The 20,096-nt window shown below is 41.1% G+C and carries 19 protein-coding genes; 8 read left to right on the top strand and 11 right to left on the bottom strand.

Going from position 1 to position 20,096, the window contains the following annotated elements; translation table 11 throughout:
• Position 1: 1 nt before the first annotated feature.
• Both ACT3RM_RS02810 and ACT3RM_RS02805 read right to left on the bottom strand, forming a co-directional pair.
• Complete coding sequence (locus tag ACT3RM_RS02810) at positions 2–655, bottom strand: potassium channel family protein (RefSeq protein ID WP_441992819.1); 654 nt, start codon at positions 653–655, stop codon at positions 2–4.
• 12 nt (positions 656–667) lie between these two features.
• The gene (locus tag ACT3RM_RS02805; protein ID WP_441834412.1) at positions 668–2,122 is read right to left on the bottom strand and encodes a TrkH family potassium uptake protein; all 1,455 of its coding nucleotides are present in this window, start codon (positions 2,120–2,122) and stop codon (positions 668–670) included.
• Between the two features lie 189 nt (positions 2,123–2,311).
• Here ACT3RM_RS02805 and ACT3RM_RS02800 point away from each other — a divergent pair, with 189 nt between their 5' ends.
• Both ACT3RM_RS02800 and ACT3RM_RS02795 read left to right on the top strand, forming a co-directional pair.
• A complete protein-coding gene (locus tag ACT3RM_RS02800) occupies positions 2,312–3,649 on the top strand; it encodes a DUF4118 domain-containing protein (protein ID WP_441834413.1) in 1,338 nt (445 codons plus the stop codon).
• Complete coding sequence (locus tag ACT3RM_RS02795) at positions 3,642–4,310, top strand: response regulator (RefSeq protein ID WP_441834414.1); 669 nt, start codon at positions 3,642–3,644, stop codon at positions 4,308–4,310. The genes ACT3RM_RS02800 and ACT3RM_RS02795 overlap by 8 nt, the downstream gene beginning before the upstream one ends.
• A gap of 65 nt (positions 4,311–4,375) precedes the next feature.
• Here the strand turns inward: ACT3RM_RS02795 and ACT3RM_RS02790 are convergent, their stop codons facing one another.
• Positions 4,376–4,993, bottom strand: a complete 618-nt coding sequence (locus ACT3RM_RS02790) for a glutathione S-transferase family protein (protein ID WP_441992818.1) — start codon at positions 4,991–4,993, stop codon at positions 4,376–4,378.
• Positions 4,994–5,034: 41 nt separating this feature from the next.
• Positions 5,035–6,066 carry an NADP-dependent oxidoreductase gene (locus tag ACT3RM_RS02785; protein ID WP_441992817.1) on the bottom strand — a complete coding sequence of 344 codons (1,032 nt, stop codon included), beginning with the start codon at positions 6,064–6,066 and terminating at the stop codon, positions 5,035–5,037.
• A 229-nt stretch (positions 6,067–6,295) separates the two neighbouring features.
• On the opposite strand from ACT3RM_RS02785, the gene ACT3RM_RS02780 reads away from it, so the two are divergent.
• Entirely contained in the window at positions 6,296–6,733 is a 438-nt protein-coding gene (locus ACT3RM_RS02780; RefSeq protein ID WP_441992816.1) for a hypothetical protein, read from the top strand.
• Between the two features lie 13 nt (positions 6,734–6,746).
• The gene (locus tag ACT3RM_RS02775; protein ID WP_441992815.1) at positions 6,747–7,589 is read left to right on the top strand and encodes an SMP-30/gluconolactonase/LRE family protein; all 843 of its coding nucleotides are present in this window, start codon (positions 6,747–6,749) and stop codon (positions 7,587–7,589) included.
• Between the two features lie 98 nt (positions 7,590–7,687).
• Here the strand turns inward: ACT3RM_RS02775 and ACT3RM_RS02770 are convergent, their stop codons facing one another.
• The gene (locus tag ACT3RM_RS02770) at positions 7,688–8,215 is read right to left on the bottom strand and encodes a TetR/AcrR family transcriptional regulator (RefSeq protein ID WP_192542457.1); all 528 of its coding nucleotides are present in this window, start codon (positions 8,213–8,215) and stop codon (positions 7,688–7,690) included.
• Positions 8,216–8,283: 68 nt separating this feature from the next.
• Between ACT3RM_RS02770 and ACT3RM_RS02765 the strand changes: the two genes are divergently transcribed.
• Both ACT3RM_RS02765 and ACT3RM_RS02760 read left to right on the top strand, forming a co-directional pair.
• Entirely contained in the window at positions 8,284–9,189 is a 906-nt protein-coding gene (locus ACT3RM_RS02765; protein ID WP_192542456.1) for a DMT family transporter, read from the top strand.
• Positions 9,190–9,493: 304 nt separating this feature from the next.
• Positions 9,494–10,699, top strand: coding sequence for an anhydro-N-acetylmuramic acid kinase (locus tag ACT3RM_RS02760; RefSeq protein ID WP_192542455.1), 1,206 nt, complete (start codon positions 9,494–9,496; stop codon positions 10,697–10,699).
• Here ACT3RM_RS02760 and ACT3RM_RS02755 read toward each other — a convergent pair.
• Positions 10,696–11,214 carry a hypothetical protein gene (locus ACT3RM_RS02755; RefSeq protein ID WP_441995849.1) on the bottom strand — a complete coding sequence of 173 codons (519 nt, stop codon included), beginning with the start codon at positions 11,212–11,214 and terminating at the stop codon, positions 10,696–10,698. The genes ACT3RM_RS02760 and ACT3RM_RS02755 overlap by 4 nt on opposite strands.
• A gap of 261 nt (positions 11,215–11,475) precedes the next feature.
• Here ACT3RM_RS02755 and ACT3RM_RS02750 point away from each other — a divergent pair, with 261 nt between their 5' ends.
• The gene (locus tag ACT3RM_RS02750; protein ID WP_441992814.1) at positions 11,476–12,645 is read left to right on the top strand and encodes a lipid-transfer protein; all 1,170 of its coding nucleotides are present in this window, start codon (positions 11,476–11,478) and stop codon (positions 12,643–12,645) included.
• 559 nt (positions 12,646–13,204) lie between these two features.
• Positions 13,205–14,980 (top strand): SLC13 family permease, encoded by a 1,776-nt coding sequence (locus ACT3RM_RS02745; protein ID WP_192542452.1) that lies wholly within the window; start codon positions 13,205–13,207, stop codon positions 14,978–14,980.
• A gap of 41 nt (positions 14,981–15,021) precedes the next feature.
• On the opposite strand, the gene ACT3RM_RS02740 is transcribed toward ACT3RM_RS02745, so the two are convergent.
• From ACT3RM_RS02740 to ACT3RM_RS02720, 5 genes are read right to left on the bottom strand one after another with little or no spacing between them, the layout of a single operon-like run.
• Positions 15,022–16,023, bottom strand: coding sequence for a sulfate/molybdate ABC transporter ATP-binding protein (locus ACT3RM_RS02740; protein WP_192542451.1), 1,002 nt, complete (start codon positions 16,021–16,023; stop codon positions 15,022–15,024).
• Positions 16,020–16,859, bottom strand: coding sequence for a sulfate ABC transporter permease subunit CysW (gene cysW, locus ACT3RM_RS02735; RefSeq protein ID WP_225736702.1), 840 nt, complete (start codon positions 16,857–16,859; stop codon positions 16,020–16,022). Before cysW ends, ACT3RM_RS02740 begins: the two co-directional genes overlap by 4 nt.
• A 41-nt stretch (positions 16,860–16,900) precedes the next feature.
• Complete coding sequence (gene cysT, locus ACT3RM_RS02730) at positions 16,901–17,755, bottom strand: sulfate ABC transporter permease subunit CysT (protein ID WP_301562812.1); 855 nt, start codon at positions 17,753–17,755, stop codon at positions 16,901–16,903.
• A 2-nt stretch (positions 17,756–17,757) separates the two neighbouring features.
• A complete protein-coding gene (locus tag ACT3RM_RS02725; RefSeq protein ID WP_301562813.1) occupies positions 17,758–18,768 on the bottom strand; it encodes a sulfate ABC transporter substrate-binding protein in 1,011 nt (336 codons plus the stop codon).
• 28 nt (positions 18,769–18,796) lie between these two features.
• A complete protein-coding gene (locus tag ACT3RM_RS02720) occupies positions 18,797–20,017 on the bottom strand; it encodes an OprO/OprP family phosphate-selective porin (RefSeq protein ID WP_301562814.1) in 1,221 nt (406 codons plus the stop codon).
• Between the last annotated feature and the right edge of the window lie 79 nt (positions 20,018–20,096).

Here is a 20,096-nt window from a genome sequence, read left to right as displayed (position 1 = left end):
TTTATACCAGCCTTGGTGCAATATGTTTTAATTCAGCTCTATTACCTGTTAATAGTAAACTATCGTGCTCCTGCAATCTAAAGTCGTGCTCGAGTTTAATGAATGTTTGTTTACCCCGTTTTACCAGCACCGGATCGATTTCGCCTTTAGTATCTTTTAGTAATTGCCCTAACGTTACATCCTGTAAGTTCGATTTTATATGAACTTCGACTACATATAAGCCATTACCCAGAGCAATATAATCGTTTACCATTGGATAGTTTAGCGCTTGCGCAACACGGACCCCCATTTCTTCCTCTGGATGAATAATGCGGCTAACCCCTAATTTTGAAATAATTGTGTGATGTGCTTTAGTGCCTGCTTTTACCCATATTTGTGCAACGGCTAAGTTCTTTAATGCTAAAGTACACAAAATACTTGATTGCATGTCTTCGCCAATCGCTACCAGTACTGCTTCACTATTTGCTAAATCTAGCTCCTTTAACGCCGCTTCATCCGTTGAGTCACACACCACTGTTTCAGATAAGTGCTCAACATATTTTTCGGCGAGTTTTGGGTTGCTATCAACGCCAGTCACTGTGTGTCCTAAATGGATCAACTCCAAGCTTGCTGCAATGCCAAAACGGCCTAAACCGATAACTGTAAAATGTGCCATAGTATTCCTTCGTTACTTTTTCCAAAAGCTGTGAGTAAAAAGTGCAAAAACAGTAAAATATTCTAACCGACCCACGATCATAGCGACCGAGAGTATCCAAATACCTGTATCTGAAACAGGTTGAAAGTTAGCGCCAACTTCACCAAATCCAGGGCCAAGCACATTGACGCATGCTGCTACCGCAGTAAATGCACTCCAAAAATCAAGGCCAGTTGCCATAAGCATTAATGTAAATAATAAGCTTGAACCAGCGGCAAAGGTCATAAATGCCATAATTGCATGACGTACATCTTCTTTAACGGGCGAGCCTTGATATTTAAGTGTAAATATTGCTCTTGGGTGAAGTAACTGCTTAATATTGTTATTAATCATTTTGCCAACAATAATGTTGCGGATTATTTTATTTCCGCCAGCGGTTGAACCTGCACAACCACCAAGGTAGCCTGCAATAACCAGTAAAAAACCGGCCTCAGTTGGCCAGTCAGTAAAGCTTGCTGCGCCATAACCTGTGCTGGTAATAAAAGAAATAATATGAAAAGTAGAAAAACTAAATGCTTCAAGTACATCTGAGTAGCTGTCTTTAAGCAGTAGCATAGCGGCTAAAATAACCGCTAAAAGCGCCACTATATAAATAAAATAACGTGTTTCTTCATCATGATAATAACTAGCAATGGCTCTTTTATGCGCCACTTTGAAGTGCAAGGCAAAGTTAATAGCTCCTGCAAGCATGAACAAATTAGCTATCCACAGCAGTAAATGGCTTTGGTAATACCACATACTTGCATCGTGGGTCGAAAAACCACCAGTTGAAACAGTGGTAAAGGCATGGGCAATTGCATCGTAAAAACTCATTCCGCCAGCATAATAAGCTAAACTACAAAGTACGGTGATAGCTAAATAAACACCCCATAAATAATGAGCGGTACTGGCAACACGCGGAGTTAGTTTTTCGTTTTTAATTGGTCCGGGGGTTTCTGCTTTTAATAATTTCATGCCACCAATATTCAACATAGGTAAAATAGCCACTACAAAAATTACAATGCCTAACCCGCCCATCCATTGTAGAAATTGTCTATACAATAAAAAGCTTGGAGGCATGTTGTCTAGCCCCGATAACACAGTTGCGCCAGTCGTCGTTAAAGCGCTGATCGATTCAAATAACGCATCACTAAAGTTAATGCCAGTGACGACTAAAATTGGAATGGCCCCCAACACACCTACTATAATCCAGGTTACGGTGGCGTATATGAGTGCATCTCTGAATGTTGCTGTGGTTAAATCCGTTTTTCGTAAATTGATCAGTAGCACTAAAGCAACGCAGAGCATTGTTGCAGCAGGAATAAGAAAAGCCCCAATAACCCGATCTTTAAAAATAAACAATGAAAGGGCGGCAAATACCAATTGTACAACCCCCATCCAAATAATTGGAAAGGCGAGTAGTCTTAAGGTGATTTTCCAATTTATCATCAATACGCCTTATCAAATACCTACACTAGGTAAGCAGCAATTACTAAAGTGGCGCTAAATATACGGTAGGAAATAGTAAAGTCAGCGTTGCAAAGCAAAGCTTTATAAAGATTTAATATATAGAGCAAAAAACTTTATAAAAACTTTATAGTCCCTGCCTAGTAATCACAGTAAGCTAAGAGGGAGTCTATGAAGAGCGATAAAATGAAGATAAAACAATACCTCAGTGCAATTGCTGCGAGTGTACTAATGCCAATACTGATTGTGTTGGCTATTTTTCCGGTGCGAGATTGGTTTACCACCACAGATATTGTGATGCTGCAATTATTGTGGGTTACTTTGGTGGCGCTGCGCAGTAATCGTCGTGTAGCGGCAATTACCACTTTAGTCAGTGTGGCCTGCACAGACTGGTTTTTTGTTACCCCGTATTTCACTTTTCATATTGAAAATATTGAGTATATGGTGACCTTTGCGGTCATGCTGATCGTGGGATTGGTGATAAGCCAATTAGCAGGTCAACTTACAAGTAAAATTAGTGATATTAAACGCCATGCCAGTAACACCAGTTGTTTGTATGAGCTTGCCAAAGGTTTAAATGGCCTCGATGAAATTGACCGTCAGCGCGACTATTTCCAAGCGGTAGTTGAGCAACACTTACAGATAGAACTTGATTGGCAACAAGCTAGAATGACTCAAAATGCACAATCAACACATTACTTTGCGATCGGTGAAGTTGATAGTCGTTGGGGCGGTTTTATAGCCTCAGAACCGCTTGATGAGGCGCAAAGTGCATTTTTAAATACTGCAATTTCAGTGCTATATCAGGCACATGAGAACACTCAGCTACGCCAACAGTCAGCTGCTATTTCTGTGCAAGCAGAACTCGAGAGAGCTAAAAACGCTTTATTGCGCAGTTTGTCGCATGATTTACGAACCCCGCTTGCAACGATCATGGGCGCATCGAGCATGCTCGCGGATGAAAACATTGTACTCACAGAGGCAATGGCTGCAGAGCAAGCGCGTAATATTTATGAGCAAAGTAAAATTCTTAACGAACATTTTGATAAAGTGATGGAGCTTAGTCGGGTCAATAAAATGGGCGAAGACTTAAAGTGGCAAGCCATTAGCTTGCAAACCTTGATCAGCGAAGCGCAAGCGCGACGTCAGCAGCTGTTATTTGATTTTCAGCTCGTCACTCAAGTAAGTGAACAAGACAGCTGCGAAGGGGATATCACCTTGCTTGAAATTGCTTTAGCGAATATGTTTGAGAATGCCAGCCGCTATGGTGATGGTCACGCGGATCTCAGCTTTCATTATCGGCAACATGCGCAGCAAGTTGACTATCAACTGTGCATTACTAATCGCTTAGCAAGCTCACTGCAATCAAGCACTGACCAAGGTGTTGGCTTAGGCAGTGTCATTTGTGATGTGGTGGCTAAATTTCACCACGGAAGTTTTACTTTAGATATTAATGAGCAGCAACAAAGTGCTACTGCCTGTTTAGTATGGAGTAAGTTAAATGATTAATATTTTAGCTTTAGAAGATTCACCACCACTGCAGAGCTTTTTAAAAACGTTATTAGCAGCCAGTGGTTATCAAGTGAGTGTGAGTGCTAAAGGGCTTGATGGTTTTGCGCTTTTAAGCGAACAAAGTTTTGATTTAGTGTTACTTGACTTAGGTTTACAAGATATGGACGGGCAAGATTGGCTGGTGGAACTTAGGCAGTGGAGCCAGTTGCCAGTGCTGGTACTCTCAGCACGCGATGGTGAAGTTGAAAAAGTCACCGCCCTTGATAATGGCGCTAATGATTACTTAACTAAACCTTTTAGTGCTAATGAATTACTGGCGCGAATTCGCGTGTTATTACGCACTAATACGCAAACGAGTTTAGCTTTAAACTGCGGCAATATTACCATTGATCCACATAAACACACTGTTACACTCGCGCAGCAAGAAGTTAAACTTACCAAAAAAGAATATGCAATTTTACTGTTAATGCTGCAAAACAAAGACAAAGTGCTTACTCACAATGCGATATTAAGTCATGTATGGGGGGAGCAGTATATTAACCGCCCTGAATATGTGCGTGTGCATATGGCTCAACTAAGGCAAAAGCTTGAAGCGAATCCCGCAACTCCAAAGCATTTACTTACAGAGCCGGCGGTAGGCTACAGGTTAGTTGATTGAGGAGGTTTGGGTATATAAAGCGTAAAGGGGCTTTACACCCCTTTTAAGCTAGCACTGGTAAGGGCTTAACCGTATTTTGCTTCTAGCTCATCTGCTGTATGGTACTTTTCATGGCTTTTTAATTGCTCTAAGTAGCGGGCAATTTCAGGGAAGTGGCTGATCATGCCACTTTCGGCTACCTTTTCAACAACAAAAGACAGCATAAAGTCTGCGCCTGTTAATTGCTCGCCTACTAAGTAGCTTCTACCTTTAAGTTTTAGGTTGATGTAGCCTAAAATTTTGCCAATTTCATTATCAGCGTAGTCGGCAATAAAATTAGTTTTACAGCCATCTTTGGTAATAAATAATTTTAGTAAAAATGGCACCATGGCAGAGCTTTCTGCAAAATGTAGCCACTGCTGATAATCAATATAGTCTTTGCTATCACGGCTTGGCGCAAACTTGCCGTTACCATATTGCGTTATTAAATAGTCAGTGATAGCACCTGACTCAGTAATAATTTGGCCATTGTCCTCAATCACGGGGGATTTGCCTAGTGGATGAATCGCTTTGAGCTCATCAGGAGCTAAAAATGTTTCGCTATTACGTTGATAGGCAACAATTTCGTAGTCAACGTCTAGCTCTTCAAGAAGCCAAATAATACGTTTAGAGCGTGATTTATTTAAATGATGTAATTTGATCATGGTTGTCCTTAAAAGCGCAGCCGTAGCTGCGCAGGGTAAATTTAAAGTGGATTATTTACTTGTACTACCGTTTTGCCAAAGTTCTTACCGTCAAGCATATCGTTAAACGCAGATACGGTATTTTCAAAGCCTGTTACTACATGTTCGCGATAATGAATTTTCCCCTCGCTAAGCCACTTTTGCATATCAGTGGCAAATTCATCATAACGATGGCCATAATCATCAAAAATAATAAAGCCTTGCATACGAATTCGCTTAGTGAGAATTTGCCCCATTAGCGCGCCCATACGATCCGGCCCTTGTGGTTGCTCAGTGGCATTATATTGCGACACTAAGCCACACAATGGCACCCGCGCTGCGGTATTAAGTAAAGGTAATACGGCGTCAAACACTTTTCCGCCCACATTTTCATAATAAACATCAATACCTGTGTCACAGGCCTGAGTTAATTGTGCTGCAAAGTCATCAGAACGGTGATCAATGCATGCATCAAAACCAAGCTTTTCAACTGCGTACGTACATTTTTCAGTACCGCCTGCAACACCGACTATTTTACAGCCTTTAATTTTAGCAATTTGCCCCACGGTTGCCCCAACTGGGCCTGTCGCTGCAGCAACAACGACGGTTTCCCCTTCTTTAGGTGCGCCGATATCAAGTAATCCCATGTACGCGGTAAACCCAGGCATACCCATAATACCTAATGCATAAGACGGATTGCTGGGAGATTCACCAAGCTTCATCAGTCCTTCGCCATTACTAATGGCGTATTGCTGCCAACCTGTATAAGCAAGCACCCATTCGCCTTGTGTAAATTCACTATTTTGTGATTTCTCTACTTGGCAAACAGTAGCGCCAACCATCACATCACCCACTTCAACCGGATCAGCGTACGACTTTGCATCGCTCATACGCCCTCGCATGTAAGGGTCTAGTGAAAGGTAAATTGTACGCAGTAGAACTTCATCTTCTGCTAATGCAGGTAGCTGTGTTGTTTCTACACTGAGGTTTTCTTGAGTGGGGGCGCCATGGGGGCGAGATTTAAGAATGAACTGTTGGTTGTCTAGCGTACTCATAAGTGTTGCTCCGTATCCAATGTATTGTCATATTTCGTATTTATTTTACTGCGTCGTCTGCAGATAACTTATTACTATAACTTAGGGCTGGTGAGTATTAATTCAATCTCGTATCGCTTTTTGTTTGTAGCTGCTCAGGTAATCATTTTTGCTCAGATGCAATAGTCTGTTATCAAGGAACAAACTGTGATAAAAAAGCATAGTACAAAAATTATCAAAGGAAGGGTAAATGATGAAACAGAGTTATTTTTATATTGGTATAAACGTGTTGCTGAGTAGCTTGCTTATATCAGCCCCTTTACATGCTAGTAACGAAGTACTTTCGGTTGACCGAGGCAGCCTGCAAGGTATGGAGTTTATGTTTGAAAATGATGCAAAAATAACCCCGAAAAATAGTAACTTCACCCTTGTTAACTCTGTGCTTATGAGCAGCGAAGCTGGTACGCGCGTGGCGGTTGTGACCATTCGTAATGATGCGACAGGCTCGCGGATACTGCAAGCTGATCATATTATGGCATTATTTGCTGATGGTAAGCGGCTTTCGCCTATTGGACTTTCAGATAATTTAAAGCTAGAAGATGGTGAGCAACGCTCCATTACTATTTCGTTTGGTGCTGATGATTTTCCAATTTTGGCAATATACACCAGCAATAATTTAAACCATTAATACAGGACTGCTCATGACACTTTTCGCTCCCTCTATACTCTCAGTTGCATTATTAAGCTTTAGCGTTAACGCAACACAAAGTACCGACTTTGTTAGTGATGATATTTTTACGCAAGGGGTTGAAGGGCCAACTTTTCATAATGGCTATTTATATGCGGTTAATTTTGCCGAGCAAGGCACTATTGGCAAGGTTGATAGCAGAGGCCGCACTACATTATTTGTTAAACTACCGAATGACAGTGTTGGAAATGGCTTGCAGTTTGACAGCCAAGGTAATTTGTATGTAGCGGATTACGTAAATCACAACATATTAAAAGTAGATGCTAACTCTCATGAAGTCAGTGTTTTTGCACATAATGATGCCATGAACCAACCTAATGATATTGCGATAACTAAATCGGGTGTATTGTTTGCCAGCGATCCTAACTGGGCTAAAAGTAGCGGTAAACTCTGGCGTATTAATAAAGACGGCTCAACTAAATTACTTGAAGATAATATGGGCACTACCAATGGCGTTGCGGTCAATAACGCTAATAATAAGCTCTACGTAAATGAAAGTGTGCAACGAGTTATTTGGCAATATGATGTTGATAGTGAATTAAATATCAGCAATAAACAGGTGCTTATTAAGTTTGACGATCATGGCATGGACGGCATGCGCGTTGACAATCAAGGTAACGTTTTTGTGGCACGTTTCGGCGCTGGCGTGATAGTAAAGATTAGCCCCGCCGGAAAGATACTAAAAACCTTTAAACTCAAAGGGCAGCATCCAACTAATGTGGCGTTTAATGAGCAGCAAACCAAGTTGTTTGTCACTATGCAAAAGCGCGGTGCGATAGAAGTGATTGAATTATAGAGAAAGTGGTTCGTGGGTAACAACGAGAATTATAAATAAAAGCCCACGAACACCGTTTACCTAATGCCGCAGCAAAACAATCATAATAGATAATTTTGCTATGCATCCCGATTTTTAAGGTAGCCACTTACTAACTTATTTGCAATCACGAGTGCTTTATCGCCAAGTAAAGGCCAGCTTTGCGTTAACCCTTCATGTATTAGTAATAGCTCATCTTCATAGCCTTTGAGATCTAGGGCAGTCGTTAAACTGTTAGCAACCTCAAATTTATGACGAGTTAACAGCGCTGATAAAGCTTTACTATTTGGATAAGCCGCTACCGCATTATGGAATAAACAGCCGCTAGGTGCATATTCCCCCATCCAAAACCCTATTTGCTTAAATATATGCTCTGCTGAGTTGTTCTGGCTGTCATTTGACGAAGTGAAAATAGTGTTTAAATACCGAGTGTGTCGGTACTCAAGCGCAGTGACTATCATTGCTTCTTTCGAAGGACAGTATTTGTATAGGGTTCTTAAGCTCACCCCGGTGGCATCTTTAAGCGCATCAACGCCTTGTTCTGCAAAGCCATGTTGAGCGAAAGCAGTTTCTAAAGCGGTGGCTATTTTTTCTTGAGTCTTATTCATAGTTGACATAGTAAAACGATCACTCTACCACTTGCAAGTAGAGTGATCGTTTTACTTTTGAGGTGAATGTGTTTAATAAGTTAAAATCAATGCCGATTTTAGAGATAGGGTTGGTCGTTGCGTGGAGTTCTGGCTTTATAGGCGGAACGCTTGCGTCTAATACAGGCTCAATTTTTACAGTGTTGTTTTGGCGGTTTTTAATCACATCAGTCATTTTACTGCCTTTTTCAATAAAGGTTTTAACGAAGCTAACTAAACGGGATTTACTCCAACAGTGTGTTATTGGTGGCTTTGCTATGTTTGGTTATTTAGCGACGATTATCGCAGCAATTGATATGGGGGTTTCTCCAGGAACGGCAGCGTTAATTGCTTCATTACAACCTATAGTCACTGCTGCACTTGCTGGTATTGTGTTGTCTGAGAAAGTTGTTTTAAAGCAGTGGATAGGTCTTTGTTTAGGCTTTGTTGGTGTCGCTGTCACTGTTGTTGGTGGCTTAAACGACTCACCTTTGCTTGCTTACGCTTTAGCGTTGCTTAGTATGATATGCATAGTTATCGCAACATTTGTAGCGAAAGCTAAGCCGAGTAAAGTGAGTATTTTGCCATCGCTCACTATACAATGTTTAATTACTAGTGCGCTCTTTATGCCTCTTGCTTACTTTAATGGTGGTTTAGTTCCCGAAATTAGTTTGAATTTCGTCTATGCGGTGGTTTGGTTTATATTATTTTCTACCTTAGGCGCTTATGGATTATATTGGCAGATCCTATCGAAAAGCTCTGCAACACGGGTGTCGAGTCTAATTTATTTAACACCACCGGTAACAACGTTATGGGCTTGGGTAATGTTTGGTGAGGCAATTACTGTACCTGCTATATTAGGGTTAGCTATCAGTGCAGTTGGTGTTTATTTAACTTTAATGAAGACAAAAAATACCAAGATCATAGCTGCACAGCCAGGTAGCTTAACCAAGTAAAAAACACTAAGTACAAAGTAAAAAGCGCACCGGGCAGGGTGCGCTTAGGGGTAATCCTGTGTTATATATTCAAATTGAATAAAAGGATTAATTTAATATTGAACTGTTATTCATTACGCTTTTGTGTTCATAAAGTGAACAGTGTACCTGTAGCCTAGATTGAAATTCAGAAATAACAAACTTATAGAACAACTTTAAAGCAATTTTACATTTTTGCAATAATTATTCTTATTTTTTGTATTTAATGATATATAATATTCCTGTCGTGTAATTTAATTTCTCAGCGTCCAAGAGGTAACACCGTATGCATCCACACATCGCTAAGCTTTATCAAAGCGCTAAAAAATCTCATAAATTGATCATTGGTTTAATGAGTGGTACGTCGCTGGATGGCTTAGATGTGGCATTGTGCAAAGTCTCAGGGCAAGGAATGCAAACCAAAATAGACGTTTTAGCTTTTGATACAGTTGACTATGATGATGACTATAAACAAAAAATAAAACAGGTGTTTGCTAAACGTGAATGCGACTTAGAGCTGGTGACCTTACTTAACCCGTGGATCGGTAAATTGCATGGCACTATGGTCAAGCAGTGCTTAGCTAAATGGCAAGTACCCGCCGAGGATATTGATGTAATAGCAAGCCATGGACAAACTATTTATCACTGTCCAAAAAGCCAGCATCAACATGATGATTTTAACCATGGCACGTTGCAAATTGGCGATAGTGATCATTTAGCTGTAACGACCGGCATTACGACGATTGGCGATTTTCGACAAAAACACATTGCAGCCGGTGGTGAAGGCGCGCCGCTTGCGGTATATGGTGATTACTTATTCTTTACCAGCCATCAAGAAAATCGTATTTTATTAAATATGGGTGGTATTGCTAATTTAACCTTTTTACCAAAATCAGCGGATACGAATGCAGTATTTAGCTCTGATATTGGCCCAGGCAATACGATTATGGATGCTTATGTGCAAACGCATTTTGCACCATTGCATTACGACAAAGACAGCCTGATTGCCAAGCAAGGTGTTATTAATACTTCGTTACTTGAAGTGCTTTGTAATGACGCATTTTTTGATTTAGCTTTTCCAAAAACCACGGGGCCAGAGGTATTCAATCTTGCTTACTTAACCAACGCACAAGCTATCAGCAACACCCTTGATATTAGTCATTATGATGTTATGGCAACACTTAATCGTTTTTCCGCGTTGATGATTGCAAAAGCAATTAACCAATGTAGCGAACAACTTTTTGATATTGCAGTATATGCAAGTGGTGGAGGTATTCATAACCCATTACTAATGGAGCATATTTTATCTTTATGCCCACCATTAAGTGAGGTTAAAAATACCCAGGCACTGGGAATTGACCCTGATGCTAAAGAGGCCGTTTTATTTGCTATTTTAGCTAACGAGTGCCTTGCTGGAGGACAAAGCCGTTTTGGTAATGCAGAGCAAGGTATTCCTTATGTCACTATGGGAAAAATTAGCTTTGCAGATTAAAAAAATGATAAAAATGAGCTGCTGCAACTTACGATAAACTGTTTAAAAGATTGCTCTTTACTGAGCATCGCACCTTGCTGACTCGTATCATGTTGTTGATAACCAGATCCATACGCTTCAATAAAGGCATCAAACTCAATACTGTCTTTGAGAGTGTCATGTAACCCATGCAACATTAATTGCAGTATATACTTATCACTATGACTAATGTGCTGAAAAGCGAGTGGTGCTATCCCTGCTTCGAGATCACCTTGAGTTACTGTGTGTTGCACAAAATAGCGCGCATTTCTGGCCGTGATATTTGTTGCGCTTAACGAAATAACATCTCCTTCATTTACATCATCAGGCAACTCGCAAATAAACTGAATATTATGATTTTCATCCGCAGCAATAGGTAAGCCGTCATAAATGGTATTATGAGCCATAGCAGTAGAAAATGGGCCTTCAAAAGAAGGCAGTGCAAAATTTAAATGCACTTGAGAAACTGTCATTTCAGCGGAACGTCTTTTCATCATCAGTTAAATCGGATAGAAATTATCCGCTATTTTAATTGCAGAATTATGACTGTTGAATTAACCAGCATTATATAAAAGCTAAAACGCTATTTTTAAATTTTATATTTCAACGCTGGAATGAAAAATGGCTGTTTCGCACCAGTCATCTTTTGCTGCTTACTTGTTATGTTTATATTTTAATATTGCTAAATTTAAAGCGCTCGATATTCTCTCTTTTAGTAGTACACTGCTAATAACTAACAATAATAAAAGTGAATAAATATGAGCCATGTAATTGTTGCAGGTGTAGGCATGACCAAGTTTCAAAAGCCAGGTCAGCATCAGCCTTATCGTGTCATGGCTGCTAATGCGATTAAAATGGCAGTGAAAGATGCAGGTATTACCGCCAAACAAATCGAGCAAGCATTCGCAGCTTATATTTATGGTGATAGTACATCTGGACAGCATGCTTTTTATGATGTTATTCAAAGTGGTATAGCAATCGTCAACGTTCATAACAATTGTTCAAGTGGTTCATCAGCGCTATATTTAGCAAGGCAAGCTGTGTTGTCTGGTGAAGTTGAATGTGCACTTGCATTCGGTTTTGAAGAAATGCAACCGGGGGCGTTAGTGTCACATTGGCAAGATAGAGAAAGCCCATTTGATCGCGTTGAGCCTGTTTATGAGCAATTTAATGTACCACAAGGGCCTATCGCTTTAAGGGCATTTGGCAGTGCGGGGCGTCATTATATGGAAAAATATCATGTAGATGCGAGCTTATTTGCCAAAGTGGCTGTGAAATCTCGCTCTCACGCTGTCAATAATCCGTACTCGTTGTTTAATACCCCATTAACAATGGCTGATGTACTCAATGATAAAGTTATTTTTGATAACTACTTAACGCGTACTATGGCTTGCCCACCAACCTGTGGAGCGGCAGCTGCGATTATTTGTAGCGAAGCGTTTGCCAAACGAAATGGCCTATCGCATGGCGTGAAGATCCTAGCTCAAACCATGACGACAGACACGCAAGTGTCATGGCAAGATCCAATTTCTTCAGTGGGTGCTGATATGACTAAGCGCGCTGCGAATAAAGCATATAATAGTGCGGGTATTGGCCCACAAGAGATAGATGTTATTGAATTACATGACTGCTTTACGCCTAACGAAATAATTAATTATGAAGCCTTAGGTCTGTGTGCAGAAGGCGCAGCAATAGAGTTAGTTGAAAAAAATGATAATACCTACGGCGGTAAATTTGTGGTTGGTCCCTCAGGGGGGCTGATGTCGAAAGGCCATCCCATTGGGGCAACAGGGTTAGCGCAATGTGCTGAATTATGTTGGCATTTGCGAGGTGAGGCCGGTAAACGCCAAGTAACAGGCGCAAAATTTGCGCTACAGCATAATATTGGTTTAGGCGGCGCTGTAGTGGTGACTATTTATGGTCAGTAAGCTTCGTAAGGTAAACACCGAACCAATTAGACAGCTCGGTGATTACCGTGCAATTTATTTTAAAGGAAGTGTTTTTAACTAATTGGTATGAAACTGAATAGCATGCGGTAGGTATAATTTAATTTCCCAATACATATACCTAGGCAAGGTGCTGGGATTAATCTTAACAGTGATATGGAATGTCGTATCTATGTAATGTATCTGGTAGTTTAATTTATTAGTAGAGGTGATAATACGTATGATGATAGCGTTCAGATCGAGTCTCTCGACGCTAAAAGCTACAGACACCACCTACGGCATTAAAAACACTGAGATATTGTTCGTAATAACCTTCATTTGTTTTTCCACGTCAGAGGGGGTTGTCATAAAGTATGAAAAGCTTAAACACAACTACAATTATTTAATGCTCATCGAGCCTAATAATGAAAGTTTATTCCCAGCTAAATTATTTTCTATATCTATATTCCCTTTTGTTATACCTTTCATTTGAATATATCTTTTTTGGAATATCAAATAAATGCTAATCTAGTGGGATAAATTATAATTGGAACAATCAAGTATGAGTTTTTCCGGATGGCTTACTTTAGGCTTAACACTCTTAGTGCTTCTAACGTTGATCAGAACGAAAATCGCGCCTCATGTTGTGATGCTGGCAGCACTGACAATACTCAGTGTGAGTGGTATTTTAACAACCAGTGAGGCATTAGCTGGGTTTAGTAACTCAGGGTTGATAACTGTTGCAGCAATGTTTGTGGTCGCTGCTGGAATACACCATTCAGGTGGGATAGATATTTTAGTTAATAAACTATTAGGTTCGCCCAAAAACTTACGTGCAGCACTGCTTAGGATTTTCATTCCAGTGGTGCCATTGAGTGCGTTCCTAAATAACACACCTGTTGTTGCCACCATGATCCCCGCAATAATGGCGTGGTCAAAGAAAAATGATTTAGCTCCTTCGAGGCTATTAATACCGCTTAGCTATACTGCGATACTGGGAGGAACAATTACCCTTATTGGAACAAGCACTAATTTGGTAGTAAATGGTCAGTATCAAAGCATTACTGGTAACCCAGGATTCGGACTGTTTGATATAACCCTTATTGGTTTACCTATTGCAATCTTGGGAATGGTGTTTATTTACTTTATTTCTCCCTTCTTGTTACCAAATAAGCGTGAGAGTAAGCCGTTTTCAGATCTCAGAGAATTTACTCTGGAAGTGTGTATTTCCAATAATGGTCCTTTGGTTGGGAAGTCAATTGCAGAAGCTGGACTTAGAAATTTAAAACGAATTTATTTAGTTGAAATTGAAAGGGATAATACAACTCTTAGCGCAGTTTCATCCGATGAAATACTCTATGGAAACGACAGGCTAGTATTTGCAGGACAGACTGAAGCCATCACAGATCTATTAAAAATCAATGGTATTGAGGCGCCTTTAAATCAGGATAAATCTTCATTAGATGAAAAAAAATCAGGGCGCACATTAGTTGAAGTCGTCGTGTCACCGCATTGTGAAGCATTGGGAAGCGCGATTAGAGATTCAAAGTTTAGAAATAGGTATGGCGCAGTCGTACTTGCGGTTGCAAGAAATGGCGAACGTTTAAAGTCTAACTTAGGAGGCATAAAAATCCAAGCGGGCGATACATTACTACTTGAAGCAAGACCAGCATTTATATCAAGGCAAAAGTATAACAAAGACTTTCTCCTTGTGAATGTTTTAGATCACGAGCAGCCTAATCATGAAAAAGCCAATTTATCATGGGGAATATTAGTGTGCGCCGTATTATCTGCTGCATTTGGTATCACCTCAATGTTAAATGCGGCGTTAGTTGGTGCGGGACTTATGCTAGCAATGGGGTGTTTATCGGTTAAGCAGGCAGAAAAAAGCCTCGATTTGACAGTCATATTGACCATAGCCGCCTCTTTTTCATTAGGTCTTGCACTGCAAAAGACCGGTGTCGCCAGTTTTATTGCTGATAATATTGTAAATATTAGCGCGGGCAATGCACTGTTGTTATTAATTTTGACCTATGTGACCGTTTCAATACTGACTGAAGTCATTACCAACAATGCCGCCGCAGTTTTAATTTTACCAATTATTATTGAAATCACAGATAAAGCAGCGTTAAATGCTGAACCTTATATTTTTGCCATTATGATGGCGGCATCAGCAAGCTTTGCAACTCCGCTAGGTTATCAGACTAATTTGATGGTATTGGGGCCTGGTAACTATAAATTTAATGACTTTCTAAAAATTGGCCTGCCAATGAATTTATTCATTGGCACAGCTACAGTATCCATTTTATATCTATTTTGGCCTTTAACCTTGGCATAAAACATAGCAGTGGCTAGCCACTGCTATACTAATTTACTGGCTTAAAATTGAGTCACTTGATTAGCTTTGAACCAAATATTTTGTCCGTCACGTAATTCTAGCGCAAGAAAGTCTGCTCGTGACAATTCAATTTCTATATCTGTTTTATCCTCTAGCACAACGTCTAACCGTGCAGTCCCCCCAATTAATAATGAACGTAATAATGTTGCTGTTTGGGTATGAGGTTGCTCTTCGTTATAAACGCTAAATTGATGGGGACGGCAATAGTGTGTTAACGTTTTTTTGTCTTCTTCTGACGATTGCAACGATGCAGGCAATTTATTCGTTGTACCAATAAATTGATAAACAAATTCACTGGCGGGTTGTTCATAGATTTGCTGCGCGGTACCAATTTGCTCAATCTTCCCTTTGTTCATTACTACGATTTGATCAGCGACCTCCAGCGCTTCTTCTTGGTCATGTGTAACAAATAAGCTGGTGATATGCAGCTCATCGTGCAAACGGCGTAACCAGCGGCGCAACTCCTTGCGTACTTTGGCATCCAGCGCCCCAAAAGGCTCATCTAATAACAACACATTTGGTTCAATTGCTAAGGCTCGGGCTAATGCAACCCGCTGACGTTGACCGCCCGATAATTGTGCGGGATAGCGATCCGCCAACCACTCTAGTTGCACAAGCTCTAGCAGATGCATGACTTTAAGGTTAATTTCGTCATCAGTTGGACGATCACCTCGCGGCTTTGCTTTAAGTCCAAACGCGACATTTTCAAATACCGACATATGTTTGAATAATGCGTAATGCTGAAAAACAAATCCTACTTGTCGAGAGCGAATATCCTGCCCAGCTGTATTCTTACCGTTAATTAACACTTCGCCAGCATCGGCTTGCTCTAACCCTGCAATAACACGCAGTAGGCTGGTTTTACCACAACCAGATGGCCCCAATAAAGCCACTAATGAACCGCTTGGAAAGGTAATACTAACATCATTCAAAGCTGTAAAATTACCAAAATGTTTAAATAAATTATTTACTTCAATACTCATGATTTCACTCGTTGATTCTGTAGGTTACGGTGCAAAACTTCTTTTATAATCAGGGTAATAATGGCTAAAAACGCCAATAACGATGCACAGGAAAATGCCGCTGTAAATTGATACTCGTTGTAAACTACCTCAACATGTAATGGCAGGGTATTTGTTACCCCACGAATATGCCCAGATACCACAGAAACAGCACCAAAGTCGCCCATAGCACGGGCGTTACATAAAATGACTCCGTACAGCAAACCCCATTTAATATTTGGTAAGGTTACTTTTTTGAAGATAGTCCAGCCAGATGCCCCTAACACTCTGGCAGCTTCCTCTTCATCTGTACCTTGGCTTTGCATCAGTGGGATCAATTCCCTTGCGACAAATGGAAAGGTGACAAATAGTGTGGCCAACACAATCCCTGGTACGGCAAAAACGATTTGCCAGCCCATAGCCGTAACTTCGTCACCAAACCATCCGCCTGCACCAAATAGCAATACAAACACTAAGCCAGCAATAACGGGACTGACAGAAAACGGCAAATCGATTAGTGTTAATAAGAAACGTTTACCGAAAAAGTCAAATTTAGCTATTGCCCATGAAGCCATCACGCCAAATACTAAGTTAAGTGGCACCGAGATCGCCGCAACTAGTAATGTCAGACGAATAGCCGCAAGAGCATCTGGTTCAGTGATTGACGCAAGGTATACATCCCAGCCAGAGCGAAGCGCTTCGTAAAGCACCATTAATAACGGTAAAATTAAACAAGCAACTATAAATGTCAGTGCGAGCGTCAATAATGTCCTTCTAACCCATGTTTTTTCGGTTACCGCAGGCTGATAAACCGTCATTGTTGGTCGATCTTCAAACCACTTTTTGGTTGCTATAATCATCAGGCCATTACTCCATCAAATTGTTTTTCTCTGCGCTCAAGCCAACCTTGCAAACCATTGATCACCAGTAACATCAACAACGAGAATAACAGCATGGCACAGGCAATAGCCGTGGCACCAGCATAATCATATTGTTCCAGTTTGGTGATGATCAGTAGGGGGGTGATCTCAGACACCATTGGAATATTTCCAGCGATGAAAATTACCGAACCATATTCGCCAACGCCTCGTGCAAATGCCAGGGCAAAGCCGGTCAACATTGATGGGAACAAGTGCGGTAATATCACCCGACGAATGGTATACCAGCGGCCTGCGCCTAGCGCTGCTGAGGCTTCTTCAAGTTCTTGTTCAAAGTCCTCCAAAATTGGCTGCACCGTACGAACTACAAAGGGAAAGCCAATAAAAATCAACGCTAGGGTAATACCAATAGGGGTATATGCCACTTTTATTCCCCATTCCAGTAACACTGACCCTATAGGTCCGTTAGGCCCATAAATGGCGACCAGGGCAATACCCGCTACCGCCGTTGGCAGTGCAAAAGGTAAGTCAATCAGGGCGTCCACAATCCGCTTGCCTTTAAATTGGTATCGCACCAATACCCATGCGACTAATGATCCAAATACGAGGTTCACACTTGCTGCGAATAACGCTGTTCCGAATGTTAATTTATATGAGGCGACTACTCTGGCATCGGTAATCACGCTCCAAAACTCGCTCCAACTCAGACTCATCGTTTTTACCACCAACGCACTTATTGGCAGCAGCACTATCAGCCCTAGATAAAAAAGGGTATATCCCAAGCTTAATGAAAAGCCTGGTAACACCGAGTAAGTTTTCAACTTGCTCAAAGACATAATTAACGCCCTGGCTGATAAATTTTGTCAAACACGCCGCCATCATTGAAGTGCTTCTTTTGAGCTTGTTGCCAGCCCCCAAATACATCATCAACGGTAAACAGGGTTACATCAGGGAAGCGCTGTAAATCTTTCTGATCAGCGAATTCAGGATGCACTGGACGGTAAAAGTGTTTAGCTGCCAAACGCTGAGCTACAGGGCTGTATAGATATTCCAGATAAGCCTTAGCTTCTTCTTCAACGTTATGATTTTTAGCATGCTTATCCGCAAGAGTAACCGGAGGACGGGCGAGAATACTCAGTGACGGTACTACAATTTCAAATTCAGCAGCATCACTAAGCTTAGTTGTGGCGAGCAGCGCTTCGTTTTCCCAAGCTAATAACACATCACCAATACCATTACGCACAAAGGTATTGGTTGAACCTCTGGCTCCCGAATCCAACACAGGTACATTGCGATATAATTTGCTGACAAACTCACTGGTCTTTTCTTCACTGCCGTAGCGCTGTTCGGCATAAGCCCAAGCCGCTAGATAGTTCCAGCGAGCACCGCCAGAGGTTTTCGGATTTGGGGTAATTACCTCTATACCAGGTTTTACCAAGTCATCCCAATCACTAATATTTTTAGGGTTGCCCTTGCGTACCAAAAATACAATGGTAGAGGTGTAAGGAGCACTGCCATAAGGTAAGCGCTTTTGCCAGTTCTTATCAAATAGCCCCGCGCGTTCCGATATGGCGTCAATATCATAAGCCAGTGCCAGAGTTAGCACATCAGCCTGCAAACCGTCGATCACTGCGCGGGCTTGTTTGCCAGCCCCTCCGTGAGACTGACGCACCTGTACATCAATACCAGTACGAGCTTTATAGTAAGTGGCAAATTCCTCGTTATATTCTTTATAGAATTCACGGGTCGGGTCATAAGACACATTCAATAATGTTTTTGTTTCAGCTAAAGCTATAGGTGTTAATAATACACTGCTAGCGAGTGCCACAATACTTAGTAGTTTTCTCATTTTTACTTCTCCGTTATAAATTAATGTATTAAAAGGTTAATTGCAGGCGTGCAGAAAGCAGTTTTTCATCAAGGCGATCTAGGCTTACAGATTTTCCATTATCAAAATCACTGATTTCATAGTTTACTAATACTTTCACATTGTTATTGACATGCCAGTTCACCCCCACAGTGGCGGACCGAATATTGCTGACGGAACGTGCTGCATCGGCGTGAGCTATGAAAACATCCTCATCTATATTCAGCTCAGCCAGACGAGCAACCACTTCCCAAGCTCCACTATCTGATGCAGGTTTCACCCCACCCCAGCTGTTCTGCTCACCGCTGACGATCCAACTGGCGACGACTTGCCAAGCGGTGTTGGTAATGTCAACTTGCTGGTTCTGACTATTGGTCAGCTCCAATGAAGATGCAACATACTCACCAAATGCGCCAAACTGACCGTTGTAATAAGTAAAATGGGGAGCTACACGAGTTTCCTTACCATCTCGCAGAACATCACTGTTATAGCGAAACACAGTAGCTCGGCTGGAGGTTTTATAGGTGGGTAAACTGCTGTTTAGTTCTGATTCAGCGAGGCTGCTCGCGATACCTATTCCTAAACCTCCTAAATATTCAGGCTGCCAGTAAATACGAGCATAAACGGCTTTAGTATCGTCGTTATCTACGCCAGCGTCGATACGATCTCCGGCGTTGTTAGCGATGCCAATAGTTACTTGTTGCTCTTTAGTTTTATAATTCCAGGCAATCCCTGCATCACGATTAGGCACTAAGTTGTCAGTTAAGCCGCGCTCAAGAAACAATAACCTTGAGCCTGATTGCACACGCTCCAAACCGATTGATGATTTAAACTTACCTATACGCAATGCTGCACTTTCACTGGTTTTCCAGTCAAGGTAAGCATCTAGTAATTCGCCATTTTTACCATCACCAAATTCCGGCAAAATACGAAAACTAAAGGTGTTATTGATTTTGCCACGTACATCTATACGCGCTCGGCGGATCAAAAACGTATCGGTTCCGGTATCGTCATCAGTAAAATAGCGGGCATCTGCCTGAATAAAAGCACCCACTTTTAAATTATCGACCCAACTTGATTGGGAGCGCTTTTCTAGCGCCGCAATTTTGTTGTGTAAATCATTAATTTCTTCCGCTATCGCTTCATTTTGTGAAGCGTTAGAGTTTGCAAGTACCGGAGCTGTAATTCCAAATAAGAGTAAACTTGTAGTAAAAAATGGTATCGTTCGCATTGAGTTAAATTCCTAATTTATTAATAGCTTACATAGCTAAAGCTATATTCGTGCCATTTTTAAATTGTTGATTTTTATG

This window comes from Pseudoalteromonas sp. AOP7-A1-14, assembly GCF_052376275.1.
Lineage (GTDB): Bacteria > Pseudomonadota > Gammaproteobacteria > Enterobacterales > Alteromonadaceae > Pseudoalteromonas.
The sequence above is the reverse complement of the archived record's forward strand: the minus strand, read 5'-3'. Positions and strand labels throughout refer to the sequence as shown.